Here is a 20165-nt window from a genome sequence, read left to right on the forward strand (position 1 = left end):
GTTCGTCTCCCGGGCCGCCCTGCGTCGCCTACTTGCCGATCGCGGCCATCGCCTTGCGGATCCTCTTGTCCGACACCGGGTACGGCGTGCCCAGGGATTGCGCGAACAATCCCACCCGAAGTTCCTCGATCATCCAGCGGATCGCGTCGACGTCCGGATCGTGGTGCCGGCGCGGATCGAGGCGGGCGAGTAGCTTGCCGTACTCGTCGAACACGGCGTCCAGCACGGTGAGGTTCTGCCGGTCCCGCACTGCCGACCCGGGGAGGGCTTCGAGTCGCATGATCGCGGCGTCGAGGTAGCGGGGCAGCTCGCGTAGCCTCGTCGCCCCGGTGTCGGTGACGAATCCGGGGTACACCAGCGTGTCCAGTTGTTCTCGAACGTCGTCGGCGGCATCGCCCCGCGCGCCGTCGAGCAGGACCCGAAGCTGCTGTGCTCGTGACAGGATCGGGACGACGAGACGTACCAGGACCGCCACCTCGCGGGACAATTCGGCGCGCACTGCCCGCTGCAGGGTCTCGAAGCCCTCGGGGGTGCGGGGCGGTCCGCCGTGACGCTCGATCAGCGCGTCCACCGCACAGGTCCGACAGTCCTCGACCAGGGCGTCGACGCTGCCGTGCGGATTCTGACTCAGCGCCAGTCGATCCCGGGTGCCGAGTCCGCCGATCGCGGACTTCGTCGGGGTCGGGACCGCGGCGAGCAGCAGTGCCCGGGTGCCCTCCCGCATGGCGCGGCGCTGGGCAGCCGGGGTCGCAAGCACCCGAACGGCGACACCGCCGGCCTCGGGGACCAGTGCGGGATAGCCGACCACCTTCTGGCCACCGAGTGTGCGGGTGACGGTGTCCGGCACGGTTCCCAGGGTCTCCGATGTCCACACCGTGGCGGCGGCCCGTTCGGTGGTGGCGGCCGCCTTCGACACCGCCGCGGCGACGCGGGGTGCCTGACCGGCCCGCAGGTCGTCGAGGCTCTTGCTGCGGCCCAGGACCTTGCCGCCCGGGTCGACGGCGGCAAAGGTCATGCGCAGGTGGTCCGGAACGGCCGTGAGGTCGAAGTCCGCCGGGGTGATCGGGGCACCCGCCATCCGGGTCAGCTCCCTGGCGATCGCGACGGTCAACGGCTCGGTCCGGGGCTTGACCACGGACAGAGCCGCCCGCGCGTAGTCCGGTGCCGGGACGACGGTGCGGCGCAACGACTTCGGCAGCGTCTTGATCAACGCGGTGACCAGGTCCTCGCGCATGCCGGGCACCAGCCACTCGAACCCGACATTGCGTACCTGTGCGAGCAGCGCGACCGGAATGCGTGCCGTGACGCCGTCGTCCTCGGTTCCGGGTTCGAACTGGTAGGTCAGCGGGAACGAGATGTCACCCTGGCGCCAGGTGTTCGGGTAGTCGCCGCCCAGAACGGTGGTGGCCTCGGGGTTGACGACGTTCGCGGCGGTGAACGTCAGCAGGTCGGGGTCGTCCCGTCGCGCCTTCTTCCACCAGGTGTCGAAGTGCCGGGCGGACACCGCTTCCGAGCTGATGCGCTGGTCGTAGAACTCGAACAGCGCCTCGTCGTCGACGAGGATGTCGCGCCGGCGGGCCCTGGTCTCCATCTCCTCGACGTCGTCCAGCAGGGCGCGGTTGGCATGGAAGAACTTGTGCTGCGTCTGCCACTCGCCCTGTACCAGCGCGTGCCGGATGAACAGTTCGCGGGACGCCTCGGGGTCGATCGCCGAGTAGGTGACCGCGCGCTTGGCGACCAGCGGGATGCCGTACAGGGTGACCCGCTCGTACGCCATGGCGCAGGCCCGTTTCGTGGACCAGTGCGGCTCGGAGTACGTGCGCTTGACCAGGTGCGGGGCCATCTTCTCGGCCCATTCCGGCTCGATGCCCGCGGCCATCCGCCCCCACAGGCGTGACGTCTCGACCAGTTCGGCGGCCATCACCCAGCGCGGGGGCTTCTTGAACAGCGACGAGCCCGGGAAGATCGCGAACCGGGCGCCGCGGGCACCGAGGAAGTCCTTCTTCTCGCCCTCTCGCAACCCGATGTGCGAGAGGAGTCCCGCGAGCAGCGCCTGGTGCACGGAGTCGGGGGAGGCTTCCGTGTCGGCGACGGACCAGCCGAGGGAGCGGGTGATCTGCGACAGCTGACCGTGCAGGTCCTGCCACTCCCGAATCCGGAGCCAGTGCAGGTACTCGGCCTTGCACATCTTCCGGAACTGGTTGGAGGAGAGCTCTCTGCGTTGGGTGCGCAGGTACTCCCACAGCTTCGTGTACGCCAGGAAGTCCGAGCCGGCGACCGTGAACCGGGCGTGCTTCTCGTCCGCGGCCTGCTGGTGCTCGGCCGGGCGTTCGCGCACGTCCTGGATCGACAGCGCCGAGACGATCACCAGCATCTCGCGCAGGCAGCCGGTGTGGTTGGCCTGCGCGAGCATCCGAGCCATGCGCGGGTCGACCGGGATCTGCGCCAGCTCGCGTCCGACCGGCGTGAGTTCGGCGGGCGCGTCCTTGCGGGCCGGCACCAGGGCGCCCAGTTCCTCGAGCAGCGCGACACCGTCGCGCACGGCCCGCGGATCGGGCTTCTCGACGAACGGGAACGCCTCGATGTCGCCGAGTCCGAGTGCCGTCATCTGCAGCACGACCGACGCCAGGTTGGTGCGCAGGATCTCCGGTTCGGTGAATTCGGGGCGGGACTCGAAGTCCTCCTCCGAGTACAGCCGGATGCAGATGCCGTCCGCGACACGGCCGCAGCGTCCGGCCCGCTGCCGGGCTGACGCCTGCGAGATCTCCTCGATCGGCAGCCGCTGCACCTTGGTGCGCACCGAGTACCGGGAGATGCGGGCGGTTCCCGGATCGACGACGTAGCGGATGCCGGGCACCGTCAGCGACGTCTCGGCGACGTTGGTGGACAGGACGACTCGTCGCCCGCTGTGCTTCTCGAACACCCGGTGTTGCTCGGCGGCGGACAGTCGTGCGTACAGCGGCAGGATGTCCAGGCCGCGGATCCTCCGATCCCGCAACGCGTCCGCGGTGTCGCGGATCTCCCGCTCGCCGGACAGGAACACCAGGATGTCGCCGTCGCCCTCGGCCATCAGCTCCTCGACGGCCTCGCCGACCGCGTCCACCGGATCCCGGTCAATCGTCTGCTCGCCGACGTGCACGGTCAGCGGGCGGTACCGCATCTCGACGGGAAAGGTTCGGCCGGAGACCTCGACGATCGGCGCGGGCACCCCGTCGACCGCGAAGTGCTCCGCGAACCGCTCCGGGTCAATCGTCGCCGAGGTGATGATCACCTTGAGGTCGGGACGGCGGGGGAGCAGTTGCTTGAGGTAGCCGAGGATGAAGTCGATGTTCAGGCTGCGTTCGTGCGCCTCGTCGATGATCAGCGTGTCGTATCGGCGCAGCAGCCGGTCACGCTGGATCTCGGCGAGCAGGATGCCGTCGGTCATCAGTTTGACGAGCGTGCCGTCGGACACCTGGTCGGTGAACCGGACGGTGTAGCCGACCGCGTCCCCGAGCTCGGTGTCCAGTTCCTCCGCGATCCGCTCGGCGACCGTGCGGGCGGCGAGGCGGCGAGGTTGGGTGTGCCCGATCAGGCCGCGGATGCCGCGGCCGAGATCGAGACAGATCTTCGGAATCTGGGTGGTCTTGCCGGAGCCCGTCTCGCCGGCGACGATCACGACCTGGTGCGCCTCGATGGCGGCGGCGATGTCGTCGCGGCGGGCACTGACGGGCAGTGCCTCCGGATAGCTGGTCCGCGGGACACGGGAGCGACGGGTGGCGATCCTTGCCCGGGCGGTGGCGAGCTCGGTGGCGACCGCGTCGAGTTGCTCGGCCGAGCGGGCGCGATCGAGACGCCGCCGCAGGCGGTACTCGTCACGGAGGGTCAGGTCGCCCAGCTGTCGCTTGATGTCGCGACGGGAGGGGCCGGGCTGCGCGGCAGGAGATGTGGTGGACATGCTCAGGCCAGGGTATCGAAGCCGAGGCCGTCGATCCCGCGTGGCGTCGAGTCGATCCGGCCGCGTGTCCGCCGCGCGTGCGACTATCTGGCCATGAGTGCAGACCTTCAGGCCACCGCCGGGACGCACCCGGTCGCTCGCGTGCTGCGCCTGGCCTTCGCCGCGCTGGGGCTTCTCGCCCTGATATGGATTCCCTTGAACAGTGGCGACGACTTCAGTTGGTTCAACTACTTCAGCTACTTCACCGTGCTGAGCAACGTGCTCGCGGTGGTCGTGCTGCTGATCGGCGCGGCGGCGGATCCGCCCGGCCGCGCCTGGCAGTCGTTCCGGGGTGCGGTCACCGTCTACATGGTCATCACCGGAATCGTGTACGCGATCCTGCTCTCGAACATCGACGTCGGCATGCAGGGTCAGTGGACCAACGACATCGTGCATCGGGTGCTGCCGTTGGTACTGATCGTGGATTGGGTGGTCGACCCGCCGCGGATGCGGATCAGTGACGGCCAGGCGATGACGTGGCTGTGGTTCCCGGTCCTGTACGGCGTGTACACGCTCGTGCGCGGCCCGATCGCCGACTGGTACCCGTATCCGTTCATCGATCCCCGGACACAGGGCTATCTGCAGATGACGATCGGGTTGGTGGTCCTGATCGGAGCCTTCGTGCTGATCTGTCTGGCCGTGAATGTCGCCGGGCGCGCCGCCCGCCGGTGGCGATACGGTGAGGGCACACACGAGGCACCCGGCACCGGTGTCGAGAGGAAGGTCGAGGAATGAGCGGTTCGCTCTGGCACGGTTTCGCCGACATGGGCGCGGTTCAACGCGACGGCGCGTTCGTCGTCAGTCGTGGTGAGGGCGCGTACATCTGGGACGAGAACGGCACCCGCTACCTGGACGCGACCGCGGGACTGTGGTTCACCAACGTCGGGCACGGGCGCACGGAGATCGCGGACGCGGTCGCGAAGCAGCTGTCGACGGTGGCGCACTTCTCGAACTTCGGGGACTTCGCGCCGGAGACGACGGTCGCGCTCGCGGACAAGCTCGCCGAGATCGCCCCGGTGCCCGGCAGCAAGATCTTCTTCACCTCCGGCGGATCCGACTCGGTGGACACCGCTGCGAAGCTGGCCCGCCGCTACTGGAACGAGGTCGGCAAGCCGGGCAAGCGGATCGTCGTCGGCCGGCAGAAGGCCTACCACGGCATGCACGTCGCCGGCACCGCGCTCGCCGGGATCCCGGTGAACCGGGAAGGGTACGGCGAGCTGATGCCCGACACCCGAACGGTGGAGTGGGACAACGCCAAGAGCCTGCTGGAGCTGATCGAGCGGGAGGGCGCGGAGGCCATCGCGGCGTTCTTCTGTGAGCCGATCATCGGCGCAGGCGGGATCTACCTGCCGCCGGAGGGCTATCTCGCCGAGGTCCGCGAGATCTGCCGCGACCACGACATCCTGTTCGTGGTCGACGAGGTGGTCACCGGATTCGGCCGGATCGGCGGATCCTGGTTCGCGTCCACCCGATTCGACCTGCAGCCGGACATGATCACCACGGCGAAGGGCCTGACGTCGGGCTACGTCCCGATGGGTGCGGTGTTCATCGCTCCGCGCGTCGCCGAGCCGTTCTTCGCCGGCGGGGTGTGGTGGCGGCACGGCTACACGTACGGCGGCCACGCCGGTGCGGCCGCTGCCGCGCTGGCCAATCTCGAGATCATCGAGCGGGAGAACCTGCTCGCTGAATCGGCGCGCCTGGAACGGTCGCTGCACGAGCACCTGGCTCCGCTCGCCGACCATCCGCGCGTGCAGGAGGTGCGCAGCGGACTCGGCGCCGTAGCCGCCGTCCAGCTGGCGGACCCGGCGGAGGCGCTGCCGTTCGTGAAAACTCTTCGCGAACACGGCATCTCGGGCCGCGCGGCCGGAGTGGGGGCGATGCAGTTCTCGCCCTCGTTCGTGATGAGCGACGAGCAGGTCGCCGAGATGGCGGCCGGGGTCCGCGCCGCGCTGGGTTAGGACGCAAGTCTGACGATTCGAGTGTCCGGGTGGCAGAACCGGCATTCGAGGACATTGCGGCCGCGGTGGTCGGCGGGGTCGAATGCCGGTGGTCGGCCGCCGTGTGAGCCGCGGCGGCGACGGTGCCAGGCGTGGACCTTTCGGCGATGACCGCGTCGATCCCGCGGCGCCGCAGCAACTCCCGACTGGCGCGGGCTCGCTTCGGTGGCGTTCCCGCGCATGCAGGCTCCGGGTTGAGTTCCGTGCCGGACCCCGGCCAACCGGTTGATGGGGCGGCCCTTGACGACCGCTTAGTGCTGTAGCGGCATTACCGGCCTCCACTGTGGCGGGTCTGCTGTTCTCGGATGAGGTGTTACGGCGTGAGTCGTGCGAGGACGGTCGCCTCCAGCGGCGGGTGGAATCGGCGGCGATGCTGGTCGCGGCCGCGATTTCGGGGTGGTCGAACCCCGTTGTGCCGTAACGAGATCGGGTGGCCCGTACGGCATCGGGGTGGTCGCGGCCTGCGGGGTGTAGTCGAGGTCGCGGAGCACGATCACCGATGCCTCGGCCGACGGTGTGGCCGGTGGAGCGGTGCGGTCGCCGACGGGCAGCGTCGCGGGCTCGACGGCCAGCCGATACCACGCGTACGCCCCGACGTGTCATGTTCGTCCTCGTCCCTGAGGGTGAACAGGTTCCCGGGAAGTAGAGCAGATTCGATATCGGGTGCGGTGAGCAGATCCACGCTGCCCAGGTCGGTGTCGACGCGCACTCGCAGCGCCACGCGCCCCATCCATGTGGTCGGGCCCTCGGCGGAGTCGGAGTGACACTGTCAACTCGAGTCCATGTGGACAACCCACTAACCACATGAGGCTCTTGCTTCACACATGGCCTGTTGCATCGCGCAGGTGTACCGGCGGCGACTATCGCCCTCGGATTGCTCGAGTTGACAGTGCCCTCACAACAGGGCCACTACCGCCCCGATGGCTCCGACGGCCTTGCCCACGCCGTCGATGAGTGAACTGATGTCAAGGTTCGCCGAGGCCGCCCACCGCCATCGGTATCCCTGCGCGTTGAACGCGGGCCAGGCGTTCCTGAGTGCAGGGTTGGTGCCGCTGACGTTCCAATCGAAGTCCCGTGAGCCTGGCTCGAACGTGCCGTGCACACGGCCACTCGCCGGCATCACGAATGAGGGATGTCCGGAGCCGGTCGTCAAAACCCAAGCAACCGAAACGGTGTAACTCGTGGCTCCTGAAACATGCAGGTGACCGCTGTAGTTATAGCTGCCATCGGGATACACGACCATTTGGGTCCATCCGCCGACGGGAACGCCTCCACCGAACGCGATCCGACCAGACCCGCCGATTTGGGTGAAGCCCCGTATCTCCGCAGCTGGCATTGGAGAGCCATTGGTGGCCAACGTTTCCCAATCCACGCTGTCCAACTCGGCCCCTTCGGTTTCCACTTTGTCTTTGATCCGATCTGGGTCCGGCGTCGCCGCGGGCGCGGCCAAGTCCGCCCCGGTGATGATCGGACCGGAGCCGGGTCGGGGGGCAGTGCTCGCTTCGTGGGCAGATACCTCCCCGACATCCACATACTGATCGGTGGCACCTTCGGTGACGTGGGACACAGACATGTCTTTTCCTTCCGATAAGGATGGCAAACGATTTGCCATCTCGTTCCCCTGAACGGAATCCGGTCGGGACAGCTGGCCGGCGACGGGGAAAACCCTGGACTTGAAATTTGGCCGATTGCTGCGGGCGATAGCCGCAGTGTCGGTGAACGCCAACCTGGAGAGGAACCCGACCCGGATACCCCTGCCGTCCGGATGCTCTGATCCGCCTCCGCGGTGGCAGAACCGAACCGCCCGCTCGGCAGGTACAGGTTCTCCGGATTCCGGATCGCTGCGTAACCATCAGGGCACTGCCAGCTTGAGGTCGTATGGACATCCGTTAACCACATGAACCACATACGTCACACGCGAACTGGTGCATCACGGAGGTGAAACCGACGAAAATCGCCCTCGGATTGCTCAAGTTGACAGTGCCTCGGCGTGGGTGGGCAACCATCGCGGGGGGCATTCCGGTCGAGTTCGACTTCCCACATGAGCTGTCGCCGTTCTCGTCGGAGGGTGGTCCGCCGGGTGCGCCTCGGTTTGCGCTGCCGGTCATTCGGTCTTGATGGTGATTTTCACGTTGCGGCCTACTTCGATGGTCACCGACGACGACGGCGTCTCCGTATTTCGGTCCTCGTCCTGGTCGCCGCCGCCGATTCCTGGCACGACCGCGGTGTACGCCTCGTACGCATCGTTGGTGATGTACTGATACGGGATGGTCCCGTAACCCCGCCCGTACGGCGACTGCGAGGCCCAAGTGGTGCCCCAGCTGTTCCGAACGATGAAATAGCCCCCGCCCGGACTGCTCGCCGTTTCCTGGTAGCCGACCAGACACACTGCGTGCCCACCGGCCACCGGTTCGTTGCCGATTCTCATGGTGATGCGGCCAGACCGGCGGGTTTCGGCGGACTGATACCAGCTGTTGTACACCGGGAACGACAGCGTCACCGGCCGCTGCCGGGCGAGTTGCGTCTTGTACTCGGCGACATTGCGCGACGGGACGGCGACCGTCGCCAACCGGTGGCCGAGTCCGTCGGACCGGGCTGCCGCCGGACGCGAACCATGGTTGTTGCAGGGGGGGTTCGGATTGTACGGCCACACCTGTTCCCTGCACTGGCCGCTTGTCTGCAGGGCCGTCACTGCCCGGTTCTGCCAGGTGCCGCAGGTATCGGCGGACCCGTCGATCAACTTGATCTCGTAGTACAGGTGTTGCTCGGACAGGTCCCGGACAAGCCCCCGTCGGTGGAGGACGTACTCGTTCAGCGCGGTCAACGTGAACGACACGCAGGTACCACGTGACGCTTGGCTACGGATCGCCGGCAGGTACGGGATCAGATTCACCGCTGGAGGCAGGGCAACCGGCTCTGCCTCCACGGCTTCCTCGGGAACCGTCGCCTCGGCCGCGGCGATCATCTCGTCCGTGGGGAGTAGCGCTCCGAGTGCGAGGTCAGGTTCCGCCGGCCGGCCGACCAGTTCTGCCCGATCAGGAGGAAGTGCCTCCACTGCGGAGTGCAGCCATTCCTGGAACGTCTGGTCGTCGAGCCCGAGTACATTCCGGAACTCCTCGGACACATCGGGAACCGCCGCAGCTGCGACTACTTGCTCCGCATCCGTCAGGCCTAGTTCGGCGAGGGCTGCGTCGATCGGATCGGCCACGATCACAGCCTCGGGGCGAGCCGGTACGGCGGTCAGCAGATGGCCTCCGAACGCCGAGATCTCGACGAGACCATTCGTCCCCCCGGTGGCAGCACCGGCCTCGGCCTTACTCTTTCGGGCCATGAGATTCACCCCTCCTGGTGTAGGGAGAAATGCTTGATTTTCGCTTGATTTTCGTGCGGTTCACGGAGGTCGAAATACCCGCATGGTTATTGCCCGAGAATTCGCTGAACGTGCGGTTCAGGGACTTTCGTCGTCTTCCTGCCTTGGAGGCAGGACCCCCGTTCCGTAATCGGAAGTGTCCGCGGGGGCGGACAATTCGATTTGCTCGTTCGCCGGAAGGCGTGCGCGGGCCGCCTCAACCAGGGCGCGGGCCTCCTCCGGGTCCACCTGCAACTGCTCTACGATCGACCGGAATCCGTTGTCCGTCGCAGCGAGGGCGACCACCTGTTGAGCGGTGGTGACCCATACGGCCTGCATCCTTCCGACCACATCATCGGTCCAGCCGTCCACCGACTCGAGTGGAATATTCGAGATTGCGCTCACCTTCCTTCTCCGATGGAACGTGTGGTGGATTAATGTTCCCGAATCCAGAGATGTGCGTGCTGTGTGGTGGATCCGCGCGCGTGCTTTTAGTATCTCCACCCACCGGGTGGCAGACGCGAGTAGTCGACTACTCGTTTTCCGCCTTTCCCGATCGGGAGTGCGCGAAGGGAGCGCCTGGCAGGTCTGACCTTTTCACGTCCACGCGATGACCGTTGACGACGACCGCTGCACGGAAGACGACGGCGAGCTTGTCACAGCTGGTGGCCAGACCGCGCCAGCGTTTCAGGTGGTGGAACCGGTGTTCGAGGACATCGCGGCCGCGGTGGTCGACAGGGTCGAATGCTGGTTGGGCAGCTCGATCCGCGGGTTCGTGTAGAACCCCCAGTCTGGCGGGTGACGTTGGTGCGCGCGGGCGTTCCTCGAGTCTACCGAGACAGCTCGGTCGATCATCCCAACAGCGTCCGCCACCGCGAGAAGACGTTCCAGGGCCCGATCTTAGGTGCCGTCATCTGCGAGGCGGCGGTGCGAGGTCCAGATGGTCTGCCACGGACCGACCACCGCAGGGATGTCGCGCCAGGCGATCCCGCACCGGTAGCGGTCACGATGCCCTCGGTCATCGCCCTCGATCGAGAGCGGGCGCCCACGTCGTGAAACCGCGTCACCCGAACAGCGTCGCACGAGCGCGTCAGCGCCCGCGGCGGCGGAACATGGCCGTGAGGCGTTGGCGCAGAGTGGGTTTGACCGGTGCGAGGTCGACCTTGGGGCGCTGCTCGGCGTCGGAGGTCGCCTGCGCGTACCGGGTGTGCAGCTGTGCCCGGACCTCGTCGGGGGTGTATGCGCGCCGCTTGCGTTCGGAGCGCACGGTGAGTGCCCCGGTCGCGGCGACGCCCACGACACCGGCGAGACCGACGACCTTCCACAGGTGCCTTGGTTGCAGTCGCATCGCTCTAACCTAGGGGGATGAGTCGGCGAATGCACGAATCCCAGGTGAGCCTCGACGTGGCGGTGGATGCCACCCGCACCGGGGACATCTGGATCTTCCGGGGGCAGTCCGGCGCCGACCGTGCGATCCAGACGCTGACCAACAGTCCGGTCAATCACGTGGGCATGTCGGTGGTCCTCGACGACATGCCGCCGCTGATGTGGCACGCCGAGCTGGGGCACTCGCTGCAGGACATGTGGACGGGGCGATACCAGCGCGGGGTGCAGCTGCACGACCTCCGGGCGGCGGTGCAGGTGTGGGGCGCGAAGTACGGCCAGCGTGGATGGCTGCGGCAGCTGGAGTTGCCGGTGACCCGGGACCAGGAGGACGAGCTGTTGCGCGTCATCGCCCGACTCAACGGTGCCCCGTTCCCTTCCACCGCGAAGCTCGCCTCGCGGTGGTTCGGTGGCAGGCTGCCCGTGCTGCGTAGGCGGAGGCAGGAGCAGATGGCCGGGCTCGAGAGCGCGTACTGCGCCGAGGTCGTCGCGCAGACCTACGAGTCGATGGGACTGCTGACCGGTCGCCGCAAGACCAACTGGTACGACCCCGGGAAGTTCTGGAGTGGGGACCGGTTGCCGCTTGCCGACGGGGTGCGGCTGGGGGACGAGATCGCGGTTCTGCTCAGTGCGGCGGATCTGGCGGCCGGGCGCGCGCCGAAAGCCTGATCCGACCCGGCCGGCCGACGCGGGCCCACCGGACGCGGCGGCCCGATCGGCCCGATCAGCCGGAAATGTCGGGAGTTCGACAGTCGCCCGGGCGTGATTCTTACGCCGGATTTCGATGTCGAACCCGACTCATTCTGTGACCGGCGCCACTGTTTCGTCGTGTCGGTTGTCACAAATGCGACGAAAACCTTCTGGTTTGTTTCCGGTCGGAACCGCGTGGTGCCCTGCGGGGACGCCGTTCTATACCAGTAATTGTGTTGTGTCATCACGCAACACGCCGCTCGTGACCATCTCGTGATCATCGCCTACGGTCGTTTCAGCTCGAAACAACCGGGCTACCGCCGACCCGCTACCGCTCGATCCTGTCCCGCGGGCCGGACGCCACCAACTTCCCGGGACAGGAGTGGGACGACGACACGCTCAGGGCGCACCGCGAGTGCGGCCCGGGCCCGTCACGCCGGCGGCAAGGAGAGGATTCATCCGAATGACTCGCTTCACCCCCAAGCGCGCCCTCGGCGCCGTCGCCGCCACCGCTGCTCTCGCCGCCGTCCCGATGGCGCTGAGCGCAGGCACCGCCTCGGCCGCCACCCACAACTGGGACGGCGTCGCGAACTGCGAAAGCAGCGGCAACTGGTCCACCAACACCGGTAACGGCTTCTACGGCGGCCTGCAGTTCACGCAGAGCACCTGGGAGGCCTACGGCGGCTCGGGTCAGGCGAACCACGCCAGCAAGGCCGAGCAGATCCGGGTCGCGGAGAACGTCCTCGCCGGGCAGGGTGTCGGTGCGTGGCCCGTGTGCGGTCAGTACCTGACCGCCGGTGTCTCCGACATCGCCGAGCCGGTCGCTCCGGCCCCCGCGCAGACCCCCGTCCAGGAGGCCGCCACCCAGATCGCCGAGTCCGCCCCGGTTCAGACCCTCGGCGCGTCGAGCTACGTCGTCCAGGCCGGCGACACCCTGTCGCGGATCGCCGCCGATCACGGTGTCGACCTGTCGGTGTTCGCCAAGCAGGTGTCGAACATCGACCTGATCTTCCCCGGACAGGTGCTCGCCCTGTCCTGATGCGGTGATGCCGCTGCGCCGCCCGGTCACCGTCTCAGACGGTCACCGGGCGGTCGCGTTGCACCAGGCCGCCGACCTCGATCCAGCCGTTCGGGGTCAGGCGGGTGAGGATCTTCGACCCGCGTCCCTGGGTGATGTGCAGGTTGCGCCGGAGGTGGTCGGTGATCCGGATGGCCGCGGCGCCGGTCGCCTCGTCCTCGGGAACCCCGAAGTCCGGGGCGAACATCCGCGCCGCGATGGCGCCTTCGCCCGCCCATGCCCACACGTAGTGGTGGCCGTCGGTGAACGACGTCGCGTCGACGGCATGTACGGCCGCGCTGTCGGGTTTGCAGTGCAGCGTGAACTCCGGCGCCCAGTCCGCCTTCGCCCGGACCCAGGTGACGCCGTCGCTGGTGTGCGTCGCGACGGGGCCGGCGGGGACTTCCAGGGTGTCGACCCGCAGTCCCTGCTCGGTCAGCCACCAGGACACTCCGACCGTGGGGTGTCCGGCGAAGGGGAGTTCGGTTGCGGGGGTGAAGATCTGGGCGGTGGTCGCCTCCGCGTTCGGCTGGGGTAGATCGACGAAGACGGTTTCGCTGAACCCGAGCTTCGTCGCCAGCCGTTGGCGATCCGGCGGCGACACCTGGGCCGCGTCGACGATGCCGAGCGGATTGCCGTGGCGCCCATCGTGATCGGTGAACACCCGGACGACGTCTACCTGAATGCTCATCGTAAAACGATACCGCCGTACCGAGTGACGAAAGGTGCACTTCGCGTAACGATCCCGGCGCACGCGCCTCGGTGACGAGACGGACCGGACGGTCGTCCCAGTCGTGCTTCGCCGGCGCCCTCGGCCTGGAGGAACGCGTCCCGGGTGCCGGCGGCGGCGCGAAGCCGTCCGAGAGGTAATGGCGATAGGTTTCGGTACACTGATAGGCGTGTCCGATCAGACCTATCAGCCCACCCTTGCGCAGCTGCGCGCGTTCGTCGCGGTCGCCGAATATCGCCACTTCGGCACTGCGGCAACCCGCCTCGGCGTGAGTCAGCCCACACTGTCGCAGGCGCTCGCCGCGCTGGAGTCCGGCCTCGGTGTGCAGCTGATCGAGCGCAGTACCCGCCGCGTGCTCGTCACCGCCGCGGGCGCGGCCCTGCTGCCTCAGGCCAAGCAGATCCTCGACGCCGCCGACGGATTCGTCGCCACGGCTGCCGGAGTCGGCCACGCCCTGTCCGGTCCGTTGCGAATCGGGCTGATCCCCACCGTCGCGCCCTATGTGCTTCCGGCGTTGCTGCCCGCGCTGAGCAATGAGCTTCCCGCCGTCACCCCGCAGGTCGTCGAGGACCAAACCGCGCGGCTGCTGGAGGCGCTGCGCGGCGGCGTGCTGGACGTGGCAATGCTCGCGTTGCCGTCGGAGGCCTCCGGGGTGGTTGAAATACCCTTGTACGACGAGGATTTCGTCGTCGTGGTGCCCCGAGGTCACCGGTTGGCGGGGCGCATGGACCTCGCGCCCGGAGTCCTCGACGAGCTGGCCTTGCTGCTGCTCGACGAGGGGCACTGCCTGCGGGACCAGACCCTCGACCTGTGCCGCTCGGTGAATGCGCACCCGATTGCCGGTGACACCCGCGCCACGTCGCTGACCACCGTCGTGCAGTGCGTCGCCGGCGGTCTCGGAGTGACTCTGGTGCCCGAATCGGCGGTCGAGGTGGAGACCGCGCGTGGGGACCTCGCCACCGCGCGGTTCGCCGCGCCCGTGCCGGGCCGCACGATCGGGCTGGTGTTCCGGGCGTCGAGCACACGCGTGGAGGCTTACAGCCGGCTCGCCGACATCGTCCGTTCCGTCGCTCCCGCCGGTGTGGCCCTGCGTCCGTGAGCCGGCCGCTCGTCCGGTTCCCGCCGGGCCGCGCCGAGTGCTCCGCCGACGCCGACCCCCGGGGTCGGGGAGTGGCCGGACGAGCGGTCCTGCGCGCGGTGGCGAAGAATCCGGGTGGGAAGATCGTCGAACACGACCTGCGACCTCCCGTACCCGGGCCCGCAGGCCACCGATCAGGACGTCCGTCGCGTCAGGGCGACGGCGTCACGACCCGACAGTTGAAGGAGAGACAGGCGTGAGCACCAGTGTCATCGTGGCGGGGGCCCGGACCCCGATCGGCAAGCTGTCGGGCGCGTTGGCGTCGTTGACGGCGGCGGACCTCGGCGGGCGGGCGATCGCCGCCGCGATCGAGCGCGCAGGCGTCGGGACCGACGGCGTCGACGCCGTGGTCATGGGCACCGTCGTCCAGGCCGGGGTCGGCCCGAACCCGGCGCGTCAGGCGGCGGTCGCGGCGGGGCTGCCGATGACCGTGCCCGCGACCACCGTCAACAACCTCTGCCTGTCCGGGCTCGAGGCGATCATGCAGGCCGACCGGTTGATCGCGACCGGAGCCGCCGACGTCGTCGTGGCCGGCGGCATGGAGTCGATGACGAACGCCCCGTACCTGGTGCGCGGCGCCCGGCAGGGCCTCAAGTACGGCTCCACCGGCTTCGAGGACGCGCTCGACCGGGACGCGCTGACCTGCGCGTTCGACGGCATCTCCATGGGTGCGTCCACCGAGCGCTACCAGGCGTCGGAGAACATCTCCCGTGCCGAGCAGGACGAGTTCGCGGCCCGCTCGCACCGTCTCGCGGCGGAGGCGACGGAGTCCGGCGCGTTTGCGGCGGAGATCGCCCCGGTGGAGATCGCCTCCCGCAAGGGCACCGTCACGGTCGCCGTCGACGAGGGCATCCGCGCCGAGACCACCGTCGACTCGCTCGGCAAGCTGCGTCCGGCGTTCGCGAAGGACGGCACCATCACCGCCGGCGCCTCCTCGCAGCTGTCCGACGGCGCGGCCGCGGTGGTCGTGATGCGCAAGGACCTCGCCGAGGCCCGCGGCATCGAGTGGCTCGCCGAGATCCGCGCGCATGCGCTGGTCGCCGGCCCGGACACCTCTTTGCTGCACCAGCCCGCCAACGCGATCGAGGCCGCGCTCAAGCGCGACGGCGAGACCACCGTCGCCGATCTGGACCTGTTCGAGATCAACGAGGCGTTCGCGGGTGTCTCCATCGCGTCGATGCGCCAGCTCGGTGTCGACGCCGACAAGGTCAACATCCACGGCGGCGCGATCGCGGTCGGACACCCGGTCGGTATGTCCGGCGCGCGAATCGCCCTGTCCCTGGCGCATTCGCTCAAGGCGGCCGGTGGCGGCAAGGGCGCGGCCGCACTGTGCGGCGGTGGCGGTCAGGGTATCGCCATGATCCTGTCCGTGTAAGCAGCTGCGCTGCCTGTCGCGCTCGTGGTGGCTCCCTACCGCGAGCGCGCACAGGCGCGTCAGCGCCTGCCGCGTTTGGCGGCGGGCTTTCCCTTGCCGCCCTTGGTGTTTCGCTGGACCGGCACCTTGCCCGCCTCGACACGGGCCGCTCGTTTGGCGGCCGCCTTCTGCGACGCGGTGCGTTTGGGTGCCGGTTCGTCGGTGCCGCGGCCGCGAGACGAGTTGGCGCTGCGCCCACGCACGATGCCGACGAACTCCTCGACGAGCTCGGTGGTCCGGTCGGCAGGCCAGGCCAGGGCGACTGGGGAGACCGGGGCGTCGGTGACGGTCCGGTAGGTCAGGTCTTTGCGATGATGCAGGCGCGCCAGGGACTGCGGCACCACCAGCACGCCGACACCGGCCGCGACGAGTTCGACACCCTCGGCCGTCGTGTCGGGACGGTGCTGCGCGGCGGTGCCCGGCCGGGTCGGCCACTCGAGCGCATCGTCGTGCGGGTGCAGCAGGATCTCATCGGCCAGATCCACCGCGGAGACCTCGTCGGCGGCGGTGATCACATGGTCCTTCGGCACGACGACCACCGGGGTCTCCTCGTAGAGAGCGATCACGCTCAGTCCGTCGCGATCGACCGGCAGACGCACCAGCCCGGCGTCCGCGCCGCCCGAACGCAGCAGGTCCGGGGCCTCGGCGGCGGTCACGGTCACCAGCTCCAGAGGGACGTCGGGCAGGCGTTCGCCCCAGATGCGCACCCACTTGGCCGGGGTGACGCCGGGCACGTACGCGAGCCGGAACGGAGTGGGTGCGGCGGGCTCGGTCATTCCGCCAGGCTACCGGGCCGCCGCGGTCGTGACGGCGCTCGATAGGCTGGAGCCATGAGTGCGCAGAAGACACCCCAGACGATGAAGCCGGCCACCGCCGCGAAGAAGCTGGACGTGTACCTCGAGGCCACCCCCGCCGACTTCCGGGAGGGTGCCGTGTCCCGGGAGCAGCTTGCGGAACTGCGCACCAACCCGCCGCAGTGGCTGCAGGACCTGCGCGCCAACGGCCCACACCCGAAGAACGTGGTCGCCGCCAAGCTCGGCGTCTCGATCGCCGGGCTCGCCCGTGGCGGCGTCACCGAGGCCCTGACCACCGAGCAGATCGATGCCCTGCTCGGTGACCAGCCGGACTGGCTCGTCGCCGAGCGCGCGAACCTGGTCGAGGTCCGCAAGGACGAGAAGCGGATTCGCGAGCAGCAGGTGGCGCAGCGGGAGGCGTCGAACCGCAAGCAACGCAATGCCAAGCCGATCCTGCACCCGCAGGACTGAAGGCGGCACCGCGTAACGCGTGGCGACGCGAACGCGATGGGCTGATCGGTGTCCGGGGGAGCACCCGGACACGCCTGGTTTGGACGTCACCACTGCTGATGAGGAGCGCCACGCGTGTCGAACCCGCATGACATGAGTTCGGATCCAACCGTCATCATCCCGCGTGTGGATCCGGCCCAGGTTCCCTCGTCGACCCCCGAACCGGGCGCCGGCTCGGGGCGACGTGGGAAGGCGATCGCCGCCGGAGCCTCCGTCGCCGCCCTGGTGATCGGCGCGTTCGCGGGTTACCTCGTGGGCTCGAACGGGTCGGACACCGAGACCGCGACGCCGGTCGCGGCAACCACCGTCGTCCCGACGACCACCGCTGCCGCGCCGGTACCGGGACCCGGACAGTTCCTCGCGGCGTCCGGCACCGTCGACACGATCGCGGGCAACACCTTCGTCCTCAAGGCCGCGGACGGCACCAAGGTCACCGTCGGCACCACGGGCACGACGCGCATCATCACACTGAAGGGCGACACCCTCGGTGATCTCGAGGTCGGCGACTCCGCAGTCGTCCAGGGCGCGCAGTCCGGCACGGACTTCGCCGCCGACCTGGTGATCGCCGGCGCGCTGCCCGGACTCGTCCCGACCACCGCCGCGACCCCGGAACCGGAGCCCGAACCCGTCGCGGCACAGCCGGCGCCGCGACAGCAGTCCGCCGCACCCGTCGTGACCGAGGCGCCGACGCAGCCGACCCAGACCCAGAGTCCTGCCGCACCCGCACCCGCGCCCGAGGCCGACGACGAGATCGGCCCGAGCGGCGGCTACGGTCCGCAGGGCGACTACGGGCCGAGCGGCAACTACGGCCCGAAGGGCGACTACGGACCGAAGGGTGACTACGGACCCAAGGGCGACTACGGCCCGAACTGATCGGGTCGCATGCGCAGTCGGGTAGTCCGCTACTCGTGTCAGACCGTCGAGCGCGACCTAGCGTCGGTCCTGCTGATGGGCGCACACGAAGCGAAGCACCGCCCGAACCGGTCACCTCGGCCGGTCCGCCCGGGCGGGACGGCTTCCCGACGCGGAAGGATCCGCCATGATGGCGAAGCACGAGGTAGTCCAGGGAGACACGCTCTCGACGCTGGCCGAGAGGTACTACGGCGATGCTCGGCTGTTCCGGGTGATCGCGGTGGCCAACCACCTGCCGGACCCCGACCTGATCCTGGTCGGCCAGGAGCTCGTTGTCCCGTATGTCACCTACCGGCACCGGGTGGTGGCCGGTGACACCAAATCCGGGCTGGCCGCGAAGTTCTCCCACGACACCGCCATGCGCGGCGTGATCGAGATCGCCAATCACGCCGCGCAGAGGGACATCAGGGTGGGCGAGTGGCTGCTCATCCCCGACCTGGGTGATGTCGGGCACCACACTCTGGTCGCCGGCGAGACGCTCCAGGACCTGGCGCTTCGCTGGTACGGCGAGGCGAATCTGTGGCCGATCATCTCCATCGCCAATCACCTCGAGGACGAACCACCCCTGGGGACCGTGCTGATCCAGCCTCGGCTGAACGGACGGCACACCGTGGTCGCTGGTGACACCCTGTCGCAACTCGCGCTGGAAACGTACGGTCCCGGAGACCTCGACACCAAGGTGGCCCTCGTCGCGGCCGCGAATCTGATTCCCGACCCGAACCTGATCCGCGTCGGGCAGGTCCTCTTCTTCCCGTCGACGAACTGACGGAACGCCCCTCACCGAGCGTGTGCGGACTTCGATCCCACGCGGCGGGTGACCGCCATCCGGAACCCCTCCGGCTTGAACGTCAGCTGTTCGCGCACGTCGAGCGTGTAGGCGGGGTCGGCCGTGAATTCGTAGCGGTGCAGGATGGTGGCGAGCGCGAGAATCATTTCGTGGTATGCGAACTGCCTGCCGATGCATGCCCGGATTCCGGTGCCGAACGGCTTGTACCCGTGGCCGGGCCGCGCGCGGACCTGCTCCGGCAGGAACCGGTCCGGCCGGAACTCGCCGGCGTCGTCACCCCACACCGCCGGATCGCGGTGGACCCGCTGCAACACCACCATCAGCATCTGCCCCTTCTCGAAGGGGTAGCGGCCGCCGAGGACGGTGTCCTGCTTGGCTTTCCGGAAGTACCCGGGAGCCGTCGGCCACAGCCGCAGCGTCTCGTCGAGAACCCGGCGGACGGCCCGGAGCTTCGCCACCTCCTCGAACCGGACGGGGATGCACGGCGCCGACATCGGCGCAGCCCACAACGCGTCGACCTCCGCGCGCGCCCGAGCCGCCTCCTCCGGATGCCGCGCGAGCAGGTACAGCGCGAAAGCCAATGCGGACGAGCTGGTTTCGTGTCCGGCGACGAGGAACGTGAGGATCTGGTTGCGCACGTTGACGGCGTCGAGGCGCTCGCCGGTCTCCGGGTCCCGGGTGGCGAGCATCAGGTCGAGCAGGTCGAGTGGCTCGTCGTGGGGACGGGCATGCCGGTCCGCGACGACATCGTCGACGACCGTGAACATGTGCTCGATGTTGCCGCGGTGGTCGCGAGCGCGGCCCGTGACGCGGTCGTACAGGGCACGTCCGGGCACGGGGACACCCTGCTTCTGCACGTACCCGAGCGCACTGATCATCGCCCGGATGAACGGGTCGAGGTCGGCGCGGTCGAACGAGCCGAAGCGGTAACCGAACCCGCAGCGGCCGATCGTCTCGAGTGTCAGTTTCGTCATCTCGGCCGCCACGTCGAGCTCACCGGGGGCCGAGTCCCATGCCGCGCACATCTCGTCGACGACCTCGACCATCGTGTCGTGGTACGACCGCATCGCCGACTGGGTGAACGCCGGTGCGAGGATCGCGTGCGCCTTCGCCCAGTTGGGTTCGTCGTTGTAGGCGGTGAACAACCCGTCCGCGACGATGGGGCGCAGCAGCTGCAGCGGTCGCGCGACCGCCTTCTGCCACACGGCATCGTCGTTCACCTCGGCCGCGAGGTCCGCGCCGCCGACGAACGTCAGACGCAACCCCAGGATGCGGCGCTGGTAGATCGGCCCCAGCCGGTCGAGCATCCGCGCGGTCTTCTGCATCGGCCGTACCGGGTCGAGCCCGAGCACGTCACCGAGAATCGGTACCCGCCGGGGCGGGTGTGGTGGTCGCAGAACCCCCGACATGACATTCCCCCTCTTCGTG

The 20165-nt window shown here is 68.7% G+C and carries 18 protein-coding genes; 10 read left to right on the top strand and 8 right to left on the bottom strand.

Going from position 1 to position 20165, the window contains the following annotated elements; all coding sequences use genetic code 11:
- Positions 1–28 precede the first annotated feature (28 nt).
- Positions 29–3937 carry an ATP-dependent RNA helicase HrpA gene (gene hrpA / locus ACWDU4_RS13180; RefSeq protein WP_450114347.1) on the bottom strand — a complete coding sequence of 1303 codons (3909 nt, stop codon included), beginning with the start codon at positions 3935–3937 and terminating at the stop codon, positions 29–31.
- Positions 3938–4030: 93 nt separating this feature from the next.
- Between hrpA and ACWDU4_RS13185 the strand changes: the two genes are divergently transcribed.
- A complete protein-coding gene (locus ACWDU4_RS13185; RefSeq protein ID WP_450114348.1) occupies positions 4031–4711 on the top strand; it encodes a Pr6Pr family membrane protein in 681 nt (226 codons plus the stop codon).
- Positions 4708–5934 (top strand): aminotransferase family protein, encoded by a 1227-nt coding sequence (locus ACWDU4_RS13190; RefSeq protein ID WP_450114349.1) that lies wholly within the window; start codon positions 4708–4710, stop codon positions 5932–5934. Before ACWDU4_RS13185 ends, ACWDU4_RS13190 begins: the two co-directional genes overlap by 4 nt.
- Positions 5935–6868: 934 nt before the next feature.
- Here ACWDU4_RS13190 and ACWDU4_RS13195 read toward each other — a convergent pair.
- The 3 genes from ACWDU4_RS13195 to ACWDU4_RS13205 form a co-directional block, all read right to left on the bottom strand.
- Positions 6869–7546 carry a hypothetical protein gene (locus tag ACWDU4_RS13195; RefSeq protein ID WP_450114350.1) on the bottom strand — a complete coding sequence of 226 codons (678 nt, stop codon included), beginning with the start codon at positions 7544–7546 and terminating at the stop codon, positions 6869–6871.
- A gap of 531 nt (positions 7547–8077) precedes the next feature.
- Complete coding sequence (locus ACWDU4_RS13200) at positions 8078–9304, bottom strand: C1 family peptidase (protein ID WP_450114387.1); 1227 nt, start codon at positions 9302–9304, stop codon at positions 8078–8080.
- Between the two features lie 117 nt (positions 9305–9421).
- A complete protein-coding gene (locus ACWDU4_RS13205) occupies positions 9422–9727 on the bottom strand; it encodes a hypothetical protein (RefSeq protein WP_450114351.1) in 306 nt (101 codons plus the stop codon).
- A gap of 205 nt (positions 9728–9932) precedes the next feature.
- Here ACWDU4_RS13205 and ACWDU4_RS13210 point away from each other — a divergent pair, with 205 nt between their 5' ends.
- Positions 9933–10103, top strand: a complete 171-nt coding sequence (locus ACWDU4_RS13210; protein ID WP_450114352.1) for a hypothetical protein — start codon at positions 9933–9935, stop codon at positions 10101–10103.
- A gap of 309 nt (positions 10104–10412) precedes the next feature.
- Here ACWDU4_RS13210 and ACWDU4_RS13215 read toward each other — a convergent pair whose 3' ends face one another.
- Positions 10413–10670: a hypothetical protein gene (locus ACWDU4_RS13215; RefSeq protein WP_450114353.1), complete on the bottom strand. Its 258-nt coding sequence runs from the start codon at positions 10668–10670 to the stop codon at positions 10413–10415.
- A 17-nt stretch (positions 10671–10687) separates the two neighbouring features.
- On the opposite strand from ACWDU4_RS13215, the gene ACWDU4_RS13220 reads away from it, so the two are divergent.
- Together ACWDU4_RS13220 and ACWDU4_RS13225 are read left to right on the top strand one after the other, a co-directional pair.
- On the top strand, positions 10688–11374 hold the full coding sequence (locus ACWDU4_RS13220; RefSeq protein ID WP_450114354.1) for a hypothetical protein: 687 nt from the start codon (positions 10688–10690) through the stop codon (positions 11372–11374).
- Positions 11375–11858: 484 nt separating this feature from the next.
- Positions 11859–12434 (top strand): transglycosylase family protein, encoded by a 576-nt coding sequence (locus tag ACWDU4_RS13225; protein ID WP_450114355.1) that lies wholly within the window; start codon positions 11859–11861, stop codon positions 12432–12434.
- A gap of 34 nt (positions 12435–12468) precedes the next feature.
- Here the strand turns inward: ACWDU4_RS13225 and ACWDU4_RS13230 are convergent, their stop codons facing one another.
- Positions 12469–13143 (bottom strand): PhzF family phenazine biosynthesis protein, encoded by a 675-nt coding sequence (locus tag ACWDU4_RS13230; RefSeq protein ID WP_450114356.1) that lies wholly within the window; start codon positions 13141–13143, stop codon positions 12469–12471.
- A 208-nt stretch (positions 13144–13351) separates the two neighbouring features.
- Between ACWDU4_RS13230 and ACWDU4_RS13235 the strand changes: the two genes are divergently transcribed.
- Both ACWDU4_RS13235 and ACWDU4_RS13240 read left to right on the top strand, forming a co-directional pair.
- Entirely contained in the window at positions 13352–14281 is a 930-nt protein-coding gene (locus ACWDU4_RS13235) for a LysR substrate-binding domain-containing protein (RefSeq protein WP_450114357.1), read from the top strand.
- Positions 14282–14516: 235 nt separating this feature from the next.
- Positions 14517–15695 (top strand): acetyl-CoA C-acyltransferase, encoded by a 1179-nt coding sequence (locus ACWDU4_RS13240; protein WP_450114358.1) that lies wholly within the window; start codon positions 14517–14519, stop codon positions 15693–15695.
- A gap of 59 nt (positions 15696–15754) precedes the next feature.
- Here ACWDU4_RS13240 and ACWDU4_RS13245 read toward each other — a convergent pair whose 3' ends face one another.
- The gene (locus ACWDU4_RS13245) at positions 15755–16510 is read right to left on the bottom strand and encodes a LysR substrate-binding domain-containing protein (RefSeq protein ID WP_450114359.1); all 756 of its coding nucleotides are present in this window, start codon (positions 16508–16510) and stop codon (positions 15755–15757) included.
- 54 nt (positions 16511–16564) lie between these two features.
- On the opposite strand from ACWDU4_RS13245, the gene ACWDU4_RS13250 reads away from it, so the two are divergent.
- The 3 genes from ACWDU4_RS13250 (at position 16565) to ACWDU4_RS13260 (ending at position 18716) form a co-directional block, all read left to right on the top strand.
- Entirely contained in the window at positions 16565–16999 is a 435-nt protein-coding gene (locus tag ACWDU4_RS13250) for a DUF5997 family protein (RefSeq protein WP_450114360.1), read from the top strand.
- Positions 17000–17131: 132 nt separating this feature from the next.
- Positions 17132–17911, top strand: coding sequence for a hypothetical protein (locus tag ACWDU4_RS13255; RefSeq protein WP_450114361.1), 780 nt, complete (start codon positions 17132–17134; stop codon positions 17909–17911).
- A gap of 166 nt (positions 17912–18077) precedes the next feature.
- A complete protein-coding gene (locus ACWDU4_RS13260; RefSeq protein WP_450114362.1) occupies positions 18078–18716 on the top strand; it encodes a LysM peptidoglycan-binding domain-containing protein in 639 nt (212 codons plus the stop codon).
- Positions 18717–18727: 11 nt separating this feature from the next.
- On the opposite strand, the gene ACWDU4_RS13265 is transcribed toward ACWDU4_RS13260, so the two are convergent.
- Positions 18728–20146: a cytochrome P450 gene (locus ACWDU4_RS13265; protein ID WP_450114363.1), complete on the bottom strand. Its 1419-nt coding sequence runs from the start codon at positions 20144–20146 to the stop codon at positions 18728–18730.
- Positions 20147–20165 lie beyond the last annotated feature (19 nt).

The sequence above is a fragment of the Rhodococcus sp. NPDC003348 genome, from assembly GCF_053589375.1.